Origin of the sequence: Scandinavium sp. (assembly GCF_051650185.1) — a bacterium.
GTDB lineage: Bacteria > Pseudomonadota > Gammaproteobacteria > Enterobacterales > Enterobacteriaceae > Scandinavium.
Window position 1 is genome coordinate 26,336 of the sequence record NZ_JBOFIN010000108.1, and the last position, 14,028, is coordinate 40,363.

At 51.9% G+C, this 14,028-nt stretch carries 25 protein-coding genes, 1 tRNA gene and 1 pseudogene; all 27 read right to left on the bottom strand.

Annotated elements, in window-relative coordinates:
• Positions 1 to 17: 17 nt before the first annotated feature.
• On the bottom strand, positions 18 to 656 hold the full coding sequence (locus ACRCWW_RS14200; protein WP_438682985.1) for a putative metallopeptidase: 639 nt from the start codon (positions 654 to 656) through the stop codon (positions 18 to 20).
• A 3-nt stretch (positions 657 to 659) separates the two neighbouring features.
• Positions 660 to 866, bottom strand: a complete 207-nt coding sequence (locus ACRCWW_RS14205; RefSeq protein WP_438682986.1) for a hypothetical protein — start codon at positions 864 to 866, stop codon at positions 660 to 662.
• Positions 867 to 874: 8 nt separating this feature from the next.
• The gene (locus tag ACRCWW_RS14210) at positions 875 to 1,162 is read right to left on the bottom strand and encodes a DUF4406 domain-containing protein (protein ID WP_438682987.1); all 288 of its coding nucleotides are present in this window, start codon (positions 1,160 to 1,162) and stop codon (positions 875 to 877) included.
• Positions 1,163 to 1,171: 9 nt separating this feature from the next.
• Positions 1,172 to 2,536, bottom strand: a complete 1,365-nt coding sequence (locus ACRCWW_RS14215; protein WP_438682988.1) for an SGNH/GDSL hydrolase family protein — start codon at positions 2,534 to 2,536, stop codon at positions 1,172 to 1,174.
• Complete coding sequence (locus ACRCWW_RS14220; protein WP_438682989.1) at positions 2,523 to 2,837, bottom strand: hypothetical protein; 315 nt, start codon at positions 2,835 to 2,837, stop codon at positions 2,523 to 2,525. Before ACRCWW_RS14220 ends, ACRCWW_RS14215 begins: the two co-directional genes overlap by 14 nt.
• Positions 2,834 to 3,337, bottom strand: a complete 504-nt coding sequence (locus ACRCWW_RS14225; protein ID WP_438682990.1) for a prophage tail fiber N-terminal domain-containing protein — start codon at positions 3,335 to 3,337, stop codon at positions 2,834 to 2,836. The genes ACRCWW_RS14220 and ACRCWW_RS14225 overlap by 4 nt, the downstream gene beginning before the upstream one ends.
• Positions 3,338 to 3,339: 2 nt before the next feature.
• Positions 3,340 to 3,804: a lysis system i-spanin subunit Rz gene (locus ACRCWW_RS14230; protein WP_438682991.1), complete on the bottom strand. Its 465-nt coding sequence runs from the start codon at positions 3,802 to 3,804 to the stop codon at positions 3,340 to 3,342.
• Positions 3,804 to 4,376: a lysozyme gene (locus ACRCWW_RS14235; protein ID WP_438682992.1), complete on the bottom strand. Its 573-nt coding sequence runs from the start codon at positions 4,374 to 4,376 to the stop codon at positions 3,804 to 3,806. Before ACRCWW_RS14235 ends, ACRCWW_RS14230 begins: the two co-directional genes overlap by 1 nt.
• Before the next feature lies 1 nt (position 4,377).
• The gene (locus ACRCWW_RS14240) at positions 4,378 to 4,626 is read right to left on the bottom strand and encodes a class II holin family protein (RefSeq protein WP_438682993.1); all 249 of its coding nucleotides are present in this window, start codon (positions 4,624 to 4,626) and stop codon (positions 4,378 to 4,380) included.
• Between the two features lie 205 nt (positions 4,627 to 4,831).
• A tRNA-Arg gene (locus ACRCWW_RS14245) sits at positions 4,832 to 4,907 on the bottom strand.
• A gap of 71 nt (positions 4,908 to 4,978) precedes the next feature.
• A complete protein-coding gene (locus tag ACRCWW_RS14250) occupies positions 4,979 to 5,665 on the bottom strand; it encodes a bacteriophage antitermination protein Q (RefSeq protein WP_438682994.1) in 687 nt (228 codons plus the stop codon).
• Positions 5,662 to 5,802, bottom strand: a complete 141-nt coding sequence (locus ACRCWW_RS14255) for a YlcG family protein (RefSeq protein ID WP_438682995.1) — start codon at positions 5,800 to 5,802, stop codon at positions 5,662 to 5,664. The genes ACRCWW_RS14250 and ACRCWW_RS14255 overlap by 4 nt, the downstream gene beginning before the upstream one ends.
• Entirely contained in the window at positions 5,799 to 6,413 is a 615-nt protein-coding gene (locus ACRCWW_RS14260) for a recombination protein NinG (protein ID WP_438683080.1), read from the bottom strand. The genes ACRCWW_RS14255 and ACRCWW_RS14260 overlap by 4 nt, the downstream gene beginning before the upstream one ends.
• Positions 6,414 to 6,415: 2 nt before the next feature.
• Positions 6,416 to 6,871 carry a YbcN family protein gene (locus ACRCWW_RS14265; protein ID WP_438682996.1) on the bottom strand — a complete coding sequence of 152 codons (456 nt, stop codon included), beginning with the start codon at positions 6,869 to 6,871 and terminating at the stop codon, positions 6,416 to 6,418.
• A gap of 191 nt (positions 6,872 to 7,062) precedes the next feature.
• The gene (locus ACRCWW_RS14270) at positions 7,063 to 7,605 is read right to left on the bottom strand and encodes a hypothetical protein (protein ID WP_438682997.1); all 543 of its coding nucleotides are present in this window, start codon (positions 7,603 to 7,605) and stop codon (positions 7,063 to 7,065) included.
• Between the two features lie 45 nt (positions 7,606 to 7,650).
• Entirely contained in the window at positions 7,651 to 7,905 is a 255-nt protein-coding gene (locus ACRCWW_RS14275) for a DNA polymerase III subunit theta (protein ID WP_438682998.1), read from the bottom strand.
• Between the two features lie 10 nt (positions 7,906 to 7,915).
• Entirely contained in the window at positions 7,916 to 8,284 is a 369-nt protein-coding gene (locus ACRCWW_RS14280; protein ID WP_438682999.1) for a hypothetical protein, read from the bottom strand.
• A 66-nt stretch (positions 8,285 to 8,350) separates the two neighbouring features.
• Positions 8,351 to 9,088 carry a hypothetical protein gene (locus ACRCWW_RS14285; RefSeq protein ID WP_438683000.1) on the bottom strand — a complete coding sequence of 246 codons (738 nt, stop codon included), beginning with the start codon at positions 9,086 to 9,088 and terminating at the stop codon, positions 8,351 to 8,353.
• Positions 9,087 to 9,446: pseudogene (locus ACRCWW_RS14290) on the bottom strand (DUF550 domain-containing protein); the annotation flags it as partial. The gene ACRCWW_RS14285 and the pseudogene ACRCWW_RS14290, both read right to left, overlap by 2 nt.
• A gap of 101 nt (positions 9,447 to 9,547) precedes the next feature.
• Positions 9,548 to 9,856, bottom strand: coding sequence for a hypothetical protein (locus ACRCWW_RS14295; RefSeq protein ID WP_438683001.1), 309 nt, complete (start codon positions 9,854 to 9,856; stop codon positions 9,548 to 9,550).
• 1 nt (position 9,857) lies between these two features.
• Positions 9,858 to 10,289 carry a hypothetical protein gene (locus ACRCWW_RS14300; RefSeq protein WP_438683002.1) on the bottom strand — a complete coding sequence of 144 codons (432 nt, stop codon included), beginning with the start codon at positions 10,287 to 10,289 and terminating at the stop codon, positions 9,858 to 9,860.
• Positions 10,286 to 10,615, bottom strand: coding sequence for a hypothetical protein (locus tag ACRCWW_RS14305; protein ID WP_438683003.1), 330 nt, complete (start codon positions 10,613 to 10,615; stop codon positions 10,286 to 10,288). The genes ACRCWW_RS14300 and ACRCWW_RS14305 overlap by 4 nt, the downstream gene beginning before the upstream one ends.
• Positions 10,612 to 10,896 carry a hypothetical protein gene (locus ACRCWW_RS14310; protein WP_438683004.1) on the bottom strand — a complete coding sequence of 95 codons (285 nt, stop codon included), beginning with the start codon at positions 10,894 to 10,896 and terminating at the stop codon, positions 10,612 to 10,614. Before ACRCWW_RS14310 ends, ACRCWW_RS14305 begins: the two co-directional genes overlap by 4 nt.
• The gene (locus tag ACRCWW_RS14315) at positions 10,893 to 11,372 is read right to left on the bottom strand and encodes a hypothetical protein (RefSeq protein WP_438683005.1); all 480 of its coding nucleotides are present in this window, start codon (positions 11,370 to 11,372) and stop codon (positions 10,893 to 10,895) included. The genes ACRCWW_RS14310 and ACRCWW_RS14315 overlap by 4 nt, the downstream gene beginning before the upstream one ends.
• A complete protein-coding gene (locus ACRCWW_RS14320) occupies positions 11,369 to 11,791 on the bottom strand; it encodes a hypothetical protein (RefSeq protein WP_438683006.1) in 423 nt (140 codons plus the stop codon). The genes ACRCWW_RS14315 and ACRCWW_RS14320 overlap by 4 nt, the downstream gene beginning before the upstream one ends.
• The gene (locus ACRCWW_RS14325; protein WP_438683007.1) at positions 11,788 to 13,155 is read right to left on the bottom strand and encodes a replicative DNA helicase; all 1,368 of its coding nucleotides are present in this window, start codon (positions 13,153 to 13,155) and stop codon (positions 11,788 to 11,790) included. Before ACRCWW_RS14325 ends, ACRCWW_RS14320 begins: the two co-directional genes overlap by 4 nt.
• A complete protein-coding gene (locus ACRCWW_RS14330) occupies positions 13,152 to 13,997 on the bottom strand; it encodes a replication protein (RefSeq protein ID WP_438683008.1) in 846 nt (281 codons plus the stop codon). Before ACRCWW_RS14330 ends, ACRCWW_RS14325 begins: the two co-directional genes overlap by 4 nt.
• Between the last annotated feature and the right edge of the window lie 31 nt (positions 13,998 to 14,028).

Sequence of the window (14,028 nt, forward strand, 5' to 3'; positions counted from 1 at the left end):
ACAATCTGAATAAAGCGTTACGCCAGCTTCAACATGCACGTCCCGCATGACCTGGCTATATCGATTTGAGCAACTTCTGCTGGTGCATTGGCCGCATCAACTAGCTCCTGCACTTCTTTGCTGGCACCGTATCGGCGTACGACACCAGTGAATTCTTCGACGTCGTGGCCGCGCAGTGTTAGCACTGGCTGCCCGGTCTCTTTGTTGAACTTAGGCGCGCCGAAATCATCGGTGGCCTGGGCGATGTGGTAAAGCTCATGCTCTACCAGTGCGCAGAACTCGAGGTCACTGCATTGTGTGCAGTAATCAGCAGCCAGCGTGATGATGAACTTCGGGATGCGTCCGAACCATTCATACATCTGCTGTTCCATCCTGGCCTTTTGCCATCCACCGGCGCGGAGCATTACCTGCTCAGCCTGACCGAGAACGTAGCGCCCTTTCTTCGCGAATGAGTCAGACGCCCACATGAAGCAGAGATCCGCATCCATCAGGTGAATGTGGTCTGGGTTATGGATACTCCCGGTATCGCTGAGGATTTGTCGGCTTATCCATTCATGCACTTCGTTAGCGGGGATCAGCCGGGTGTACGGCTGCCAGTTGTCGGAGTCGATGAAGTTAACTGGCGGATATGGCCTGCGCTCGTCATCGTTAACCATGAGTTACTCCGTTGTTTGTTCGGTCTGCTCTTCCGGTACCGGCGTGAACTCCACGCGTTTTACATCGGCAGGTGCGAAATACAGCCACTCGCCAGTCTCGGTCGCCAGCGGCACAAAGCCGTTCACCAGCTCAGGCTGACGTCGTGACATCTTGCCCGTGAAGGTTTCGCCGGTTTGGGTGGTGAGGGTGATTTGGTAGATGTCAGGCATGCAGATCCTCACATGGCTTTCGAAATGACCTTCGCGTCAGGGTTATATTGAGTGAGGTAATCGATGAAGACCTCTGTTTTATCGTGATAGTTGCCTGTCTCTACGGCAATCGCATCCGATGCCCGAAGGAAAGCAAAGCAGATGTCCATCTTCTCTCCGAGGTCAGAATCATCAGGCAACAGCAATGGACTGAAGACAATGTGGCCTTGAGCCTTAAGCGATTCCTGCACCTGATAAAATGATTTCAGGTCAGCATCAGTGACCCCGGCGATCTTGCCGTCGACAAATATTTTCATGCGTGTTCCCTAGATTATTTTCGAGATGGTCTTTGCTTCACGGATGCCAATAAATGCATGCCCAGCATCAGTCGGGTGGGTGTTGTCCGAACCGGTGTACATCTGCTTGTTGTACTGGTTCACCCAGTCATCAATATCGATGTAAGGAATAGCGAGTTCTTCGCACAGCTCCATTTCGGCTTCACGAATAGCTGTTAATACACTAGCCTTCCCCAAGGGGGTTGCCGGGCCTATGTTGACAATCTGAGCCAGGGGGCAGAGTTCACGAACTTTTTTGACTGAAGCCCGGAAGTTTGTTTTCAGCAACTCAATGTGCCCAGCGTTGGCGTCGTTGTACCCCATCGCGAAGAACACAAAGTTCGGTTGTCGGGTGATGCTGCCAAGCTTCATTTCCACGCGCTGCTGAGGAATGCGGTCGGGCTGAATTGAGGTCCAGCCTGCACCGGATATGCCGTCAGCCAGGCCAATAGCACCCAGTGCGTCACACATGATGCGGAAGTAATTGAATGAGCCCTGAGTTGCGCCAATACCAACCGTGTACGAATCCCCCATTATCCAGATGATCGGCTTATGGTTTTCATCAGGTGTCCAGATGCTGTACTGCAACTCGGTATTGATGCCACCGAAGCCGGTGTTTATGCCGCAGAGCCTGTATTCACGAATATCTGATACGCCAGCCCAGTCAACAGCATAGAGGTAAGGTGATCCACTGGTGTCCGTCTTTATGGCTTCCGCTGAAATGCGCGCGCCATTGACGTACAAATCCCCCTGGTAATTACCGCCAATCAGACGCAATTCAAGATATGGCGCATCGCTTACCCAGGCGATCTGACACTGAGTGCCGTTCTGAACGCCGTTGCCTCTGTAGCCCGACCCTGACGTATTGTCCTGGATATCGTAACCGAGATAGTCAAAGGCCGTTTCATCCTGGCGCTGTGTGGTTTTCCCGTTATAGATAGCAGACGCCACCCCCGCGTTATATGACGCAGTGAATCTCGCACCAGACCCCGTTCCTCCTGTCACATCAAGAAGCTCGCTCGACGAACTTTCATAGCAACCAGGTTTCTGAACCGCTACGCTGGTAATCCTTCCAATTTCATCCACCCCAGTGACACGGATCGTGGCCTGAAAAATGGCCTCACGCGCTGGGGTGAGATTATCGCCAACGGAATAGTCAATCCCTTCGTTAAAAACAGAGACGTACGATAACCCAAGCCCCTTGGTCAGGATTGTGTCAGGCGGGTTATCCATTACCGGGATCGGTGTGGTTCTCACCATGGACAGGCGCTGGACTCGGGAAAACCATGAAGGAAAATCTCGCGTGTCGGCGCTACCCGTCTCACGGCTTTTCGATGTCGGGTTACGAATCGACATAGTGATACCTCACCGCCGTAAACGGCACTGCTGTAGTCGCAAAGACAGACACAGCGTTTGTGGCAGCCAAATCAACACTACCGCCAGGCTCAAGAATGATGCTACCGGGCATCTGACCAGCTTCCCCGCCCGTCAGATTCACGTACAGCACATCCCCGGCGCTCACGTTCTGAATCACCCCTGATACTGCCGTGCTGTCTGCGGGCATTACTTCGAGGCTGGAACCGGGCGTGGCCGTTCCACTGTAATCTGTCGCAATCAGCGGTGCGCTATAAGCCATTGAGGGGAATTTTGTCGTCATGGTGTGTCATCCACAGATGCGAGCCAAACTCGCTGACCGGCAGTGAAAAGATAAAGCGTCGGTGCTCCCTTATCCTCATCATTGGTGACATAGTAATAACCGCTTGCATCACCTGGAATGTCAGAGATATGGGCAACTGTTTTCACGCCACTGGCAACCAAATCCTTATTGGCAAAATACACTTGCTGCATGGCATCGAGTATTGCGTTATTTGGCAGGCATGAGCTTAGTGTCAGGTAGTCGTTAAGCGTGCCATCTTCTGACTCAGCAGTTATCGTAATATTGCCGAGATAGTCCACTCTTCTGTCGGTATACCGAGCTTCGACTTTGTACAGACCATCGTAGAGTGAGATGCTGTAGGCACCATCATCTCCAGTGGTCATTTCTGCTTTCAGGTGAGTAAACGAATTGGCAGTGTTCCCAAGTTGAATGAAGGAAATGACAGCCCCCGGCACTATCTCACCGTCTGGTCTTTGATATATGCCGGACAATGTGATCATGCTTACCTCTGACATTGAGTGCTGATGTATTCCTGCAGTCCAGCTACTTGCTTTGTGATGGTGTTGATTCGCTCTCTGAGGGTGAAATAATCCCGTTCAGCGGAGTCTGTAAGTCTGGGGCTGGAAGCATCATCCACGCTGGCGGTTCCGGTGGTTTTACGCATGTCGGGACAGGTTGCATTGAGGTGCAACCCACACTTGCCAGAGCGAACACAACGCTGCAGATCTTCAAGCTGCTTTTTAGCATCAGCCAGTTCCTTTGTGTATTTCGCATCCAGCGCCGCAGTATCGCGTTGCCGGGTCTGCATGTCGGTGATAGTGGCGTTCGCCAGGCTGAGTTGCTCGGTGGCTTTATCACGCTGGTCTTTGTAGGTGATGGCGTTGTCGCGGTAGCTGTTAGCCATCAGAACAGCAACTACCAGCAGGCCAGCCAAAACCGCACCGATGATGGCAATAATTCTCTCCATCAAAACACTCCCGGTGCTGATGGCGGAGTGCCGGGATTGAGTGGACCAAAGCTGTCATCCGCTTTCTGAGGCTTCTCACCCCATAAGCAAACTTCGCGCTCAATCTCGCGGCGTGTAACAAGCCCTTTCCATTCCTTCCCGCCAGCATAGGTCCAGCGACGCAACTGGTCACAAGCGCCCTTCTGATCGCCCTGATTAATCTTTTTTAGCAGCGTAGACGTTTTGAAGTTTCCGGCACCGACGTTATACACGAACGAGTACATCGCGCCGCGCATCTCTTCCGGGATATCGGTCTTGATATACGGATCAATCTGCCTGGCGACTGTGTTCAGATCGGCATTAAGCAGTGCTTTACACTCTGCTTCGGTGTAAGTTTTACCGAGCATGATGTCTTCGCCTGTATGCCCATAGCAAACAGTCCAGACACCTACGACATCCTTGTATGGCTTGTACTTCACGCCTTCAAGCCCATCATTGCCCGTTGGGCCAGTGATGAGAGCTGATGCGATGGCGATTGCCCCGCCGCCGGTAGCAGCAATAACACTCTTCCTTAGCGCTGGTGACATAGCCATATTAAGTATCCTGTGGTGGTGCCGTGATGTATCCCTTTCTCAGGGCTTTCTCATAAGCTTTCGTCTGGCGTCTTTTGAAATAAAGGTTCGTCAGGTACGTGGCTAAACCGATAAGGAAGCCGCCGATCACTGCCACCTTGTTCCAGTCGAGGTCGTGCAACCATTGCAAAATGCCGCCTCCACAAATAAGACTGCCGGACACGCAATACGAGATTGCGGATGCAATTTTGTCTGGCATATATCGGATCATCTCTATCTCCTCGCGTTAGTGCGGGAGCTGTGTGTAGGGTTCAGGCCCTTGGGCTGGATTAACAACAAAGCGTGTCGAGGATGTTTCCCGGGGCCTGAAAATAAAAAAGCTCGCGGCGCGGCGAGCAATATGAGGGTGTGGCATGAGCCGAATGGCTCTTATAATCGGCGCATTCAATGAGCCGAATAGTCCCAGGCATTGGGTCTGGTTCGCCTGGCTGGATTCGAACCAGCGACCGACTGCTTAGAAGGCAGATGCTCTATCCCCTGAGCTACAGGCAAATAAAAACCCGCACATTGGCGGGTTGATGTAATTTTGGCAGCATATCAGATTTACATGAAATATATGCGTTTCAATCCAGTTTTGCAAGACTTGCGTCCAAATTTGTCGCCTTTTGTTGTGAACGTGATCGCATTACATGATGCAGCGCGTCGGTATCGAGTCGGCGGTAGATGCGTTTCATCGCCAGCCAGCGCTCCGTGAATGTCTCAGACCAGTTCTTCTGGTTCACCCCTACCAGCTCAGCCAGTTCCTGATACTCGTAAGTGTCGCGCCCTGCCAACTCTGCTTTCGCGTCCTGAGCAGCAAGCCACACGAGGCTACGCAGCCGATCGACTGTTTTCCCGGCCACGCGCTTCCCGGCAAGTTCCTTCTGGAACTCGGACCATGCCCACTGCGTAATACTGACCTGATTCTCGAAGCGGATGCTCTCGCTGTAGTTCCATAACAGCCATGCTTTCTGATGCTCGTCGAGAGACAGCAGTGCCCGGCGCCATGAAGCGGTCGCGAACTCTACCGGCTGCACCAGGGGGATATGCGAACCCTTAGCGCGTGACTGCTTCCCTGGTATCGGCGGATTATCCAGCGTCACCCACTTTTCCGTTTCTTCATCGAGTACCCGCATTTTCTTACGCTTGAATGTGTTGGTGTCGAACTGTGCATTCTCCAGCCATGCCATCAACTGGTCTTTGGTTGCTCCACTCAGATCGGTAGTGGCGAGGATGAGCTGCTGGCGTACGTACGATAAATTGATAGTCATAGTGCAGCTCCTGTTGCGCGATAAACGGTGATGAAATTTCGAAGGATGCGGTAGTCATGCAGAACCGAACCCGGGTAGCGGTAAATCCGCAGGAATTGCCACCGAGTGCGGAGTGCCTCAATGATTTCTGTCTTCATGCAGCCTCCTGCTGGCGGGCTCGTCGCTTCTCCAGCGCTCGGGATTTGCGTGTGAAAATAGATTTGATGCGCTGCAGGTATGGAATATCGAATTTTCGCGTAGAGTTATCGTTGTTGAGGGCTTCAACCCTCTCCCGCCCAATACGCTCAATTAGTCCCTGTTCAAATGCTTTCTGTGCGCCAGACTGATTGCGGTTACAGCGGACGCACTGTCCTGCGACGTTATTTAGGTTGAATGAGAGATGTGCGGCTGCGCCTCGGGACCTGTAGTGGCCACAGTCCATGGTTCCCCCGAATTTCTGTTCAGGGGTGGCACCGCAGCTTATGCAAGGAAGTCCGGCATCACGTAGGCGCACGTACTTATTGAATGCCGCCTGGGCCTCTTTCTTCCATTGAGGCTTGGTCTTGAGTGCTGCCTTGCGGATCTTCAGCTCACGGCGTTCCTGCTGGGTTTCCTGCTTACGTTTGCGCTCGGCTTCCAGCTTCTTCTTGGCAAGCAACTGCTGGCTGTACTCGTAGCCGTGTTCCGGACAGCACCACCAGACATTGGCGAACGTGGCCACAAACTTTTCTTTGCAGATTTTGCAGGTGCGGCGGGATGGTTTACGCATCATCATGCCTCCTGCTTATCGCGCAGCTGCTCATACTCGCAGCCGTTAGGGATGGTCAACACCAGGCCGAACTGAGCACACCACATCTCAACCTTTACCAGGAAAATGTGCATTTCACCGGTATCAAGATCGGCAGTGTGCCGCGGCTCCCAGGTAGTGGTTTTCTCACCAGTGACGAAATCGGTGTATGTGACTTCCTGGCAGCCAAGGTAGGTTTTCTTGAGGTTGCGCTTCACCCATTCAGGGGTTGCGTCGGTACGGCCGGAGTTAACCAGGTATTCGCTGATTTCGGTGTACCACATGTGGCTGAGTGCGTTCTGACTCAGGCTGCGCTTCTCGCGCCAGTCCTTCACCTGCAGGCGCAGGCATTTCCCTTCAGCGAGCTGCTGCTGAAGCAACTGGCTGATAGCGTTGAAGTTGCCGCTGTGGAGTTTGATACCGCATTGAGGGATGTTCACGCGCCACCTCCGCAGAGGTTAAACGCTGAATGCAGGAAATCGCCGGTGACGTTAGCCATCGGTGACAGGTGATGTGATGCTCGATTAGTCTTTTGCACTTTAACGTCCCCGTTAAAGCGCCAGATGCAGTGTCAGTTGTTCAGGCTGACACTGGTATTATGGACAGTTGATTCTGGAAAATCAAAGTTCTTTTAGTCTGCAAGAGTTGACGTCGTTGCGTCGAGATACTGCTTAAACTCAACAACTGTCATGGGGCTTTTCTGCGAAACATAGATAGTGTTTTCGGCCTCTTTCATTGGACCAGACTTATTAGTATCTTCAGTCAGGATGTATGTGTTACCGAAGCCTCTTGACCCAATTAACATGTCAGCTTCGTTACCATAATAGATCCCCCGCTTAGACGATTTTATTTGACGGGCTGCTTTGTGGAAGAATTCATCTTGATGAACTGACGCGAACCCTCCAACGCCAAATCCGCCAAACCTCTGCTCATCGGCAGGGACTGAGTCATCATAAAAACCAAAATAGCACAAGGGTTCTTCAAGCGACTGGGTCTCGCTTACAAAAAAGTTGTATAGGGCTTCCTTCCCCTCCTTGCCTTGCAACTCCTGCATTTCACGAGATATTTCACGCGTTATCTGGAATCGATAGTCACTTAGATGCTCGCTGCTTAGAGAAATCCCGCTCTCGTGCAAAAAATTCCAGGCATTTGAATCAACAATGATGTCAATCACTTAAAAAATCTCCCATCTAAAAAACACTCAACCATAGGTTTGAGCTTATTTTTTATTTGCCTCTGCCATTTCCGTATAGCGGGGATCGGATGCCCTCGGTAACGTTATCGACTGCTCACGGTAAAACCTTACTCGCTCCATGAAGTACTCGCGAAGGTGTTCTGGCTGTTCCCGGGCAACCTGCTCTGCCACTACCGGTTGATTCATGCGCTCTTTGAAAGCAACGCCGCTGGCGGCCAGGTCAATATTCACCTTGTCGCGTTCTTCCTGGCTCTTTGCTGCGATGTTGAATTTTGACATAGAAGCTCCGTCACTGAGTCCGGGTACAAATGAGGGCCGTAACTCCAAGCACTTTATCATCCCAAGGGCCTTTGGAATCAGTCTGATCTAACTCCCTTGTCAAAAGAGAGTAATAGGGGCCACCCATGAATTGTAAATCAATGGTGGTGGTTAGGTAGGTTTTACCGTGATACCCCTGAGCTTGTAGGCGATCGCCACTAAGTTCAGAAACTTCGGCATCAAAATCACCATTGATGACAACATGCTTCTTATCAACAACGTGGATTTTCACACCCGCCTGACACTCAAACGTAATGGGTTGCTGTTTATCAAAAGGAATATAGTCGGCGTGAGCCATAAGTGGAGCTATCAAAACCACTGCTGCGATCAGCGTTTTCATGTTCATTAGCCATAACAAAAAGAGCCATACGTTAGCATGGCCCATGAAGCTTTGTTTTGCGCTTAATCACTCCTGCTGCGGTGCTGCTGCAATCATGGCCTTGTGCATTGCGTCGTAGCCATCCTCCTCTACCCGCCTTGCTGCATCAATCATCGCGCGAGTCGCATCAAACGGCACCATTACCCAACCATCCGGAATCACCTGATAGCTGCCATAACTGGACGCGGAAGCAAGACGTAACGACAGCAATTCACGATAAGCATTAGACTGCGGATTATTGCCGTGAATCATCCCTTCCAGGTCTTCGTTTGTGAATGAGTTATCAGGCAACTTGTAAGGCTGGATTGCATGTTCGGAATTACCGGACAACTGCGGGGCGGCGACATTTGCAAACGCAGCACGCAAACCTATTTTGATGTCTTCCGCATCGTCAGCGCCGACCGGGTCATCGGAAATAGCACGACAGAATGCAAATGCCATCTCGTCGTTTATCTCGATGGGTGCCGCTTTCCGGTATTCCTGAAGTTCTGCGCGTTCCGCTGCGCTGTCCTGACCGTATTGCCGAACGCGATCCCACAGCGACAATGGGCCATACTCTAACTCTTTCGGTACGTTCAGCTCATCCAAACAAAATGAAACCAGCTCTGCAGCCTCGTAACCCCGCCGTAAAGCTCCCTCAGCAAGCCTGTGTTCCCGAAGCTCGTTAACAATCAGGGCCAGCTCCTCGCCGCTTATATTCACTACACGCGCATGGTGTGATGCGAGGTATTGCAGACGATGCTCTGTTGGTTTGTTATTGGTCATTGGCCTGCTCCTTGATATGTAATCGGGGTTCACCGTCTTTGGGCTCCGGCCACTGGCGTGCCATGTTTACTTTCAGCTTTTCTTCCATCGCGGCTGTAATTTCGCCATCAGATATACCGGCGCGGCGCTGGGCATCCCATAGCAGAAACTGCATATCTGCCCATTCGCTCAGGTCGTAAGGTTGGGCGGCAGCCTCCAGCGCTTCTTTAGACAGGTGCTTAAGCGGGCCTATTGGCCCGACATAGCCGAAAGTTTTATCCGACCATTCGGCGTGCCGCTGTCGAATGAGATTGCGCAGCTGAAACAGTGGGCCTGTCTCCTGCTTCATGCCAGCCAGCAGCATGCGTGCCATTTCAAGCTCTTCTTCCAGCCCTTCGCGAATGGCGGTGAACGCGCTTTGCGCTACGGCGAACTCCAACTTCGTAATCTTTTGCTGAACGCGCTCTTTGGTGATTGTGGTCATGGTTCGCTCCAGTTATCTTCAATCGTCACGCTCAGGCGATGTAGCCAATCGGCAAGTTTCAGCATTGCCTCTCGGTCGCTTAGGCCGCCTGGAAAATCGTCCAGCGTCACCACGGGCTTGAATGCTCCGTAACGGTCACGCTCTACTGTGAAGTATTGCTCCAGCGTGGTTCCGCTTTGACTGGACGTATGCCTGACTAGGTACTTTGAGACCTTCTCTCGTGCCTCTGGGTCATATTTATACTCAACAAGCGTCATGCTGCTGCGTCGAGAATCTATGCCGAGGAAGTTGAGCAGGTTAGCCATATCACTCACCTCCCTGAATCAGTATGGTGATGCCAGATGCACGAATTGCTTCAGCGCACTCTTTTATTACGTTATTTCTGAATTCACTAAAAATGTACGCACCTCGATTGGCGAATGGATGGTCTGGTACGTGGCTAAATCTTGGGAGCATTACAACACCTGCTGATTTCTGCCTTTCCAGCAGCAGCGCCTGCTCTGCTGATTCGGCGCGGGATTGCAGTTCTTCAATATTTCGGCGCAAGGCTGCATTAACCCCCTCTTCTTTCCCTAATGCTAAATCAAGATGCTGGTTCAGCGTCTTTTCTGATTCCAACGCATCCAGCAGCGCATCCATCTCATGCGGGAACAGCACAACATTGCTGCCAGTCTCGGATGCGCCAATGCATCGGTTGCGCAGCTCAGCCAGCGCCTCTTTGGTCATTGGTGTAGTCATGCTGCTGCTCCTTCTGTGCTGCGAAACCACACACAAACCGGACCATCATCCGTATCGTAGATGGCTGCGATAAACCAGCCTTCACCTGATGGCGGCTCTGGTTGCCAGGCTGCAAATGAGCCTGTTTCATACCACTCATCCAGCGCTGGGCTTGGCTCATGCAGGTCCATTGCAGTAATTTCAAATTCAAGCCCGTTTGCACCCACCCACTGATGGAAGTCATACGAAGGAACAAACTCACGTTCGCCACACAGTGAATCAAATGCTGGATGACACCATTGGCCCATATCGCCGCGCTCTACTGGTAATGCTGTGATTTTGCTCATGCTGTACGCTCCTGTTGACGGTTAGAGCGGCATATCAGCGCCCAAAAATTCATATCGCAAATCAGTGCTACGCGCATTTCAGCCGTAAAGCGGCACCCTAGCTTATTTGACTTACCGACTGACCGCCGACGCTTGCGCATAATCTTGCGTACGTGCGCCGCCTGCACTTCTGCCTGCCGCTGCTTTGAGGCATAAACACCCTTTGGAGGTATCTTCCGGGCCTGTTTTTGATAAGCGGTTAACAGGTCATGAACGTCTGTAGATTTGGTTAACTTGCTCATTCTGCTTTCTCCACGCGCAGCTGCTGTGCGAACTCACGCAACTTGAGCGCAATGACGCGTGTGCTGGCGACCGTGTCGATTGCTTCCAGTTCCTGCGCAGCTTGTTCCACACCCTGCGCCCGCTGTTCTGCGAGGAAGCGATCGGTTGCTGGGGTTTCAACATCTAGAACAAACTGGAATTCGTGAAGTGTCTGGCCATCAACAAAATCCCCGATTGTCGGATCGATGAGTTTGTTTAATTTCGCGTAAACCGCACATGCCTCCCCGAGTAGCTCGCGGCCCTTAGACTTCAGCCCCGCATTCTCCTCTGCCAACTGTTTACCCAGTCCTGTCAGGGCTAGCACCGCTTCTGGGCTTGCTTCGTCCTGCCACTTATCAGACGTGTCGCAAACTTCACGACACATGATTTCTTCGTGTGCTGCTTCTTCCAGTTTCGCTACGTTCGGATACGCAGCTGTGATTTGTTCGATTGTCATACTGTCTCCCACGGATACTGATAATCACCATTAGCAAAAACCATGTTGATGCGATGTGGCACCTGCATTGCTATGTCTGGGTGCATATCCCTGAAGTGCACGCAGTGAAGCTTATGCAACCACTCATGCGCATCCGCCGCCCGACCCCATAGCGTCATTCCTGCAAGTTGAATGATTTCGTTAACTGAACAAATATCAACGCGTGAATGACTACCCGTCATACGCTCATGCATTTCCCTGGTGGCCTTTATGAAAAGAGTGGCTTTCATTGGGTCATCCAGGTCGATATACGGGAACTCAATCACATCAAAAAGGTTCGTCTTTTTGGCGTGCATCCTGACAACAGTTGGGAGCGTCTCAGTAGCCTTAACGCCGAATACTGCCCCCATTACTCGTTGAATCGCTTTCGTGGCGATCATACGTTGGCTCCTTTCGCGTAACGCTTCTGCGGTGCTGATTTGGTGGATGATGCCTGGCGTGCTTCTTCCTGGTCGCAATCATGGAAATGACCATTGATGAAACGTTGATAGACAGTGCCAAGAGATCCAAAGCGGTTTTTGGTAACGATAATTTCTGCGTACTTCGCCGCCGGGCTGTTCTCGTCGTACACCGCATCGCGATAGAGCATGATGATGCTGTCCGCGTCCTGCTCGATGCTTCCGGAATCACGGAGGTCTGCGTTCGTAGGGCGCTTGTTAGGGCGTTTCTCAACATCACGTGAAAGTTGGCTCAGAGAGATAACCGGGGTTTTCAGGTCTTTTGCCATCGCCTTCAGGCTCCCTGAGATATGAGCTATAGCAAGGTCGTTACGGTCTGCCTTTGGCTTATCAATCAGGCCAAGGTAATCGACAAGAATAAGAGACAGCGCCGGGCTTTCCTGCTTCTGCCGTTCTGCCACGCTCCTGATTTGCTCAACAGTGAGTTTTGAAGCATCAACCATCCACACGTCGAGTCCTGCGAGATGGCATATCCCATCAGCTACCCGCGCCCAACCCTCGTTATCCATTTTTGCCGGGTTACGCAGAACGCTCACCGACATATTCCCGCGGCCGGCAATGCTGCGTTCAGCAATCTGAAGCTTGCTCATTTCCATGCTGAAAATCAGTACGCCTCGCATCACATCCGATCCTGGCATACGGCGACTAGCCACACCCTCAGCAACCTTGAGTGCGAGTTCCGTTTTGCCCATTCCAGGCCGCGCGGCGATGATCACCAGGTCTTCCGCGTTCATTCCTCCAGTAATCGCATCAAGTTCATCGATACCGGTTTTCAACGTGTCAGATTCATCACCATTGCGCAGGCGGTTTTCCAGTGTCTCTGCGTAGTCGTTCAGTACATCACCGAGGCGTACCGGGATAATTTCACTTTTTGGCTTACGGATAATCCCAAGACGGCGAATCAGTTCGTCCATGGCTTCACCAGAGGCAACCAGCGTCCCGTCACTCACCAGCCCTCGCATATCATCGATGGCAGTCAGGAATTTGCGCTTCTGATGTTGTTCAGCGAGCATTTCAGCGTAACCCTGAAGGTTGGCTGCACTCGGGCATGAACGGGCTGTCATCATGACGTCTGTCGCATGTTCGTCACCGCACTCTTCGGCCACCATCAGAGCGTCAATCAGGTTGCGGGTTCTTGCCTGCTTGCGAATAACCTCAAAGGCTTTCCGGTAGATCGGGATGGCGAATGCTTCCGCCTCCATCCGTGCGAGAACATCACTTGCCGCCGGGGTCAGGCCGCCGAGCAACAGTCCGCCGATCACGCTTGCTTCGATATCCTGTCTCATAGCGTTCCCTCGCGGATAGCGACCAGCACTTTCGGTCGCAGCAGGTAATCAAAACTGGCAACCCAGTCACGGTCGTTGTCGCCGAAGTGAAAAGGTCTGGCAGCAGCCATGAATGCTTTCACGTATGCCCGAAAGCCGTCGATGTTTTTGGTTGCCAGTGAGTTAATCAGCTTGCTGAGCTTACGCTTGCGTTCTTCGTTGACCTCAACAGCGTGAGGTAGTCGGTCACCGACAATCTCGTTGTAGGCATCAAGATACTCGCCGTAGTTGATTCGGACAGGTTTTCGCTTTTCAGGTTTACCCGGTTCGCGGTCATCTTCAGATGACTGTGTGTTTTTATTATTTATATTCTTGTTAATACCTTCTTGTTCATGATGCGCGGCTTTATGCTCGGGGTTATGCGCGGGTGCATAGCTCAAGACCGCATCATTACTGGGTTCGTTATGCGCGGTGCTATGCGCGGACTTATGCGCGGGTAAATCGTCGTTTTTTTGAGCATATTCGGCATAATTTAAGATGGTGATAACAGTCCCTTTTCGTCTTTCTGCATGGACGGAGATCATCCCTTCTTTCTCGAATACGGCTAACATCCTTTCGACCGAGTGACGGCTTGTAGGCTCACCATTTCTGTCACAGAGAAGCAGCCCTAAATCTGCCGAGGTGGTTACCAGTTGCCCGGCATCCAGAGTCCATGAATGTCCTTTGAAGTTGGCGGTATATGGCTTTCTGGCGGCATTCAGGAGAAGGTTTTCCCAAAGTGTGCGCAGGTAGACATCTTTCGCCCATGGCTGCTTCAGAATGCTTCGGTACAACGGGACATAACCGGTCTTCTGGTTCTCCATCCTGTTGCTCCTGCGCTGATGTGCAGCGCTG

Coding starts and splice junctions, on each gene's coding strand:
- ACRCWW_RS14225 (WP_438682990.1), bottom strand. CDS start 3,337: ATGATCACATTGTCCGGCATATATCAAAGACCAGACGGTGAGATAGTG.
- ACRCWW_RS14310 (WP_438683004.1), bottom strand. CDS start 10,896: ATGAGCAAGTTAACCAAATCTACAGACGTTCATGACCTGTTAACCGCT.
- ACRCWW_RS14320 (WP_438683006.1), bottom strand. CDS start 11,791: ATGATCGCCACGAAAGCGATTCAACGAGTAATGGGGGCAGTATTCGGC.
- ACRCWW_RS14325 (WP_438683007.1), bottom strand. CDS start 13,155: ATGAGACAGGATATCGAAGCAAGCGTGATCGGCGGACTGTTGCTCGGC.
- ACRCWW_RS14210 (WP_438682987.1), bottom strand. CDS start 1,162: ATGAAAATATTTGTCGACGGCAAGATCGCCGGGGTCACTGATGCTGAC.
- ACRCWW_RS14200 (WP_438682985.1), bottom strand. CDS start 656: ATGGTTAACGATGACGAGCGCAGGCCATATCCGCCAGTTAACTTCATC.
- ACRCWW_RS14280 (WP_438682999.1), bottom strand. CDS start 8,284: ATGAAAACGCTGATCGCAGCAGTGGTTTTGATAGCTCCACTTATGGCT.
- ACRCWW_RS14295 (WP_438683001.1), bottom strand. CDS start 9,856: ATGGCTAACCTGCTCAACTTCCTCGGCATAGATTCTCGACGCAGCAGC.
- ACRCWW_RS14215 (WP_438682988.1), bottom strand. CDS start 2,536: ATGTCGATTCGTAACCCGACATCGAAAAGCCGTGAGACGGGTAGCGCC.
- ACRCWW_RS14250 (WP_438682994.1), bottom strand. CDS start 5,665: ATGACTATCAATTTATCGTACGTACGCCAGCAGCTCATCCTCGCCACT.
- ACRCWW_RS14300 (WP_438683002.1), bottom strand. CDS start 10,289: ATGACTACACCAATGACCAAAGAGGCGCTGGCTGAGCTGCGCAACCGA.
- ACRCWW_RS14230 (WP_438682991.1), bottom strand. CDS start 3,804: ATGGAGAGAATTATTGCCATCATCGGTGCGGTTTTGGCTGGCCTGCTG.
- ACRCWW_RS14235 (WP_438682992.1), bottom strand. CDS start 4,376: ATGGCTATGTCACCAGCGCTAAGGAAGAGTGTTATTGCTGCTACCGGC.
- ACRCWW_RS14260 (WP_438683080.1), bottom strand. CDS start 6,413: ATGCGTAAACCATCCCGCCGCACCTGCAAAATCTGCAAAGAAAAGTTT.
- ACRCWW_RS14220 (WP_438682989.1), bottom strand. CDS start 2,837: ATGACGACAAAATTCCCCTCAATGGCTTATAGCGCACCGCTGATTGCG.
- ACRCWW_RS14255 (WP_438682995.1), bottom strand. CDS start 5,802: ATGAAGACAGAAATCATTGAGGCACTCCGCACTCGGTGGCAATTCCTG.
- ACRCWW_RS14315 (WP_438683005.1), bottom strand. CDS start 11,372: ATGACAATCGAACAAATCACAGCTGCGTATCCGAACGTAGCGAAACTG.
- ACRCWW_RS14205 (WP_438682986.1), bottom strand. CDS start 866: ATGCCTGACATCTACCAAATCACCCTCACCACCCAAACCGGCGAAACC.
- ACRCWW_RS14305 (WP_438683003.1), bottom strand. CDS start 10,615: ATGAGCAAAATCACAGCATTACCAGTAGAGCGCGGCGATATGGGCCAA.
- ACRCWW_RS14275 (WP_438682998.1), bottom strand. CDS start 7,905: ATGTCAAAATTCAACATCGCAGCAAAGAGCCAGGAAGAACGCGACAAG.
- ACRCWW_RS14285 (WP_438683000.1), bottom strand. CDS start 9,088: ATGACCAATAACAAACCAACAGAGCATCGTCTGCAATACCTCGCATCA.
- ACRCWW_RS14330 (WP_438683008.1), bottom strand. CDS start 13,997: ATGGAGAACCAGAAGACCGGTTATGTCCCGTTGTACCGAAGCATTCTG.
- ACRCWW_RS14240 (WP_438682993.1), bottom strand. CDS start 4,626: ATGATCCGATATATGCCAGACAAAATTGCATCCGCAATCTCGTATTGC.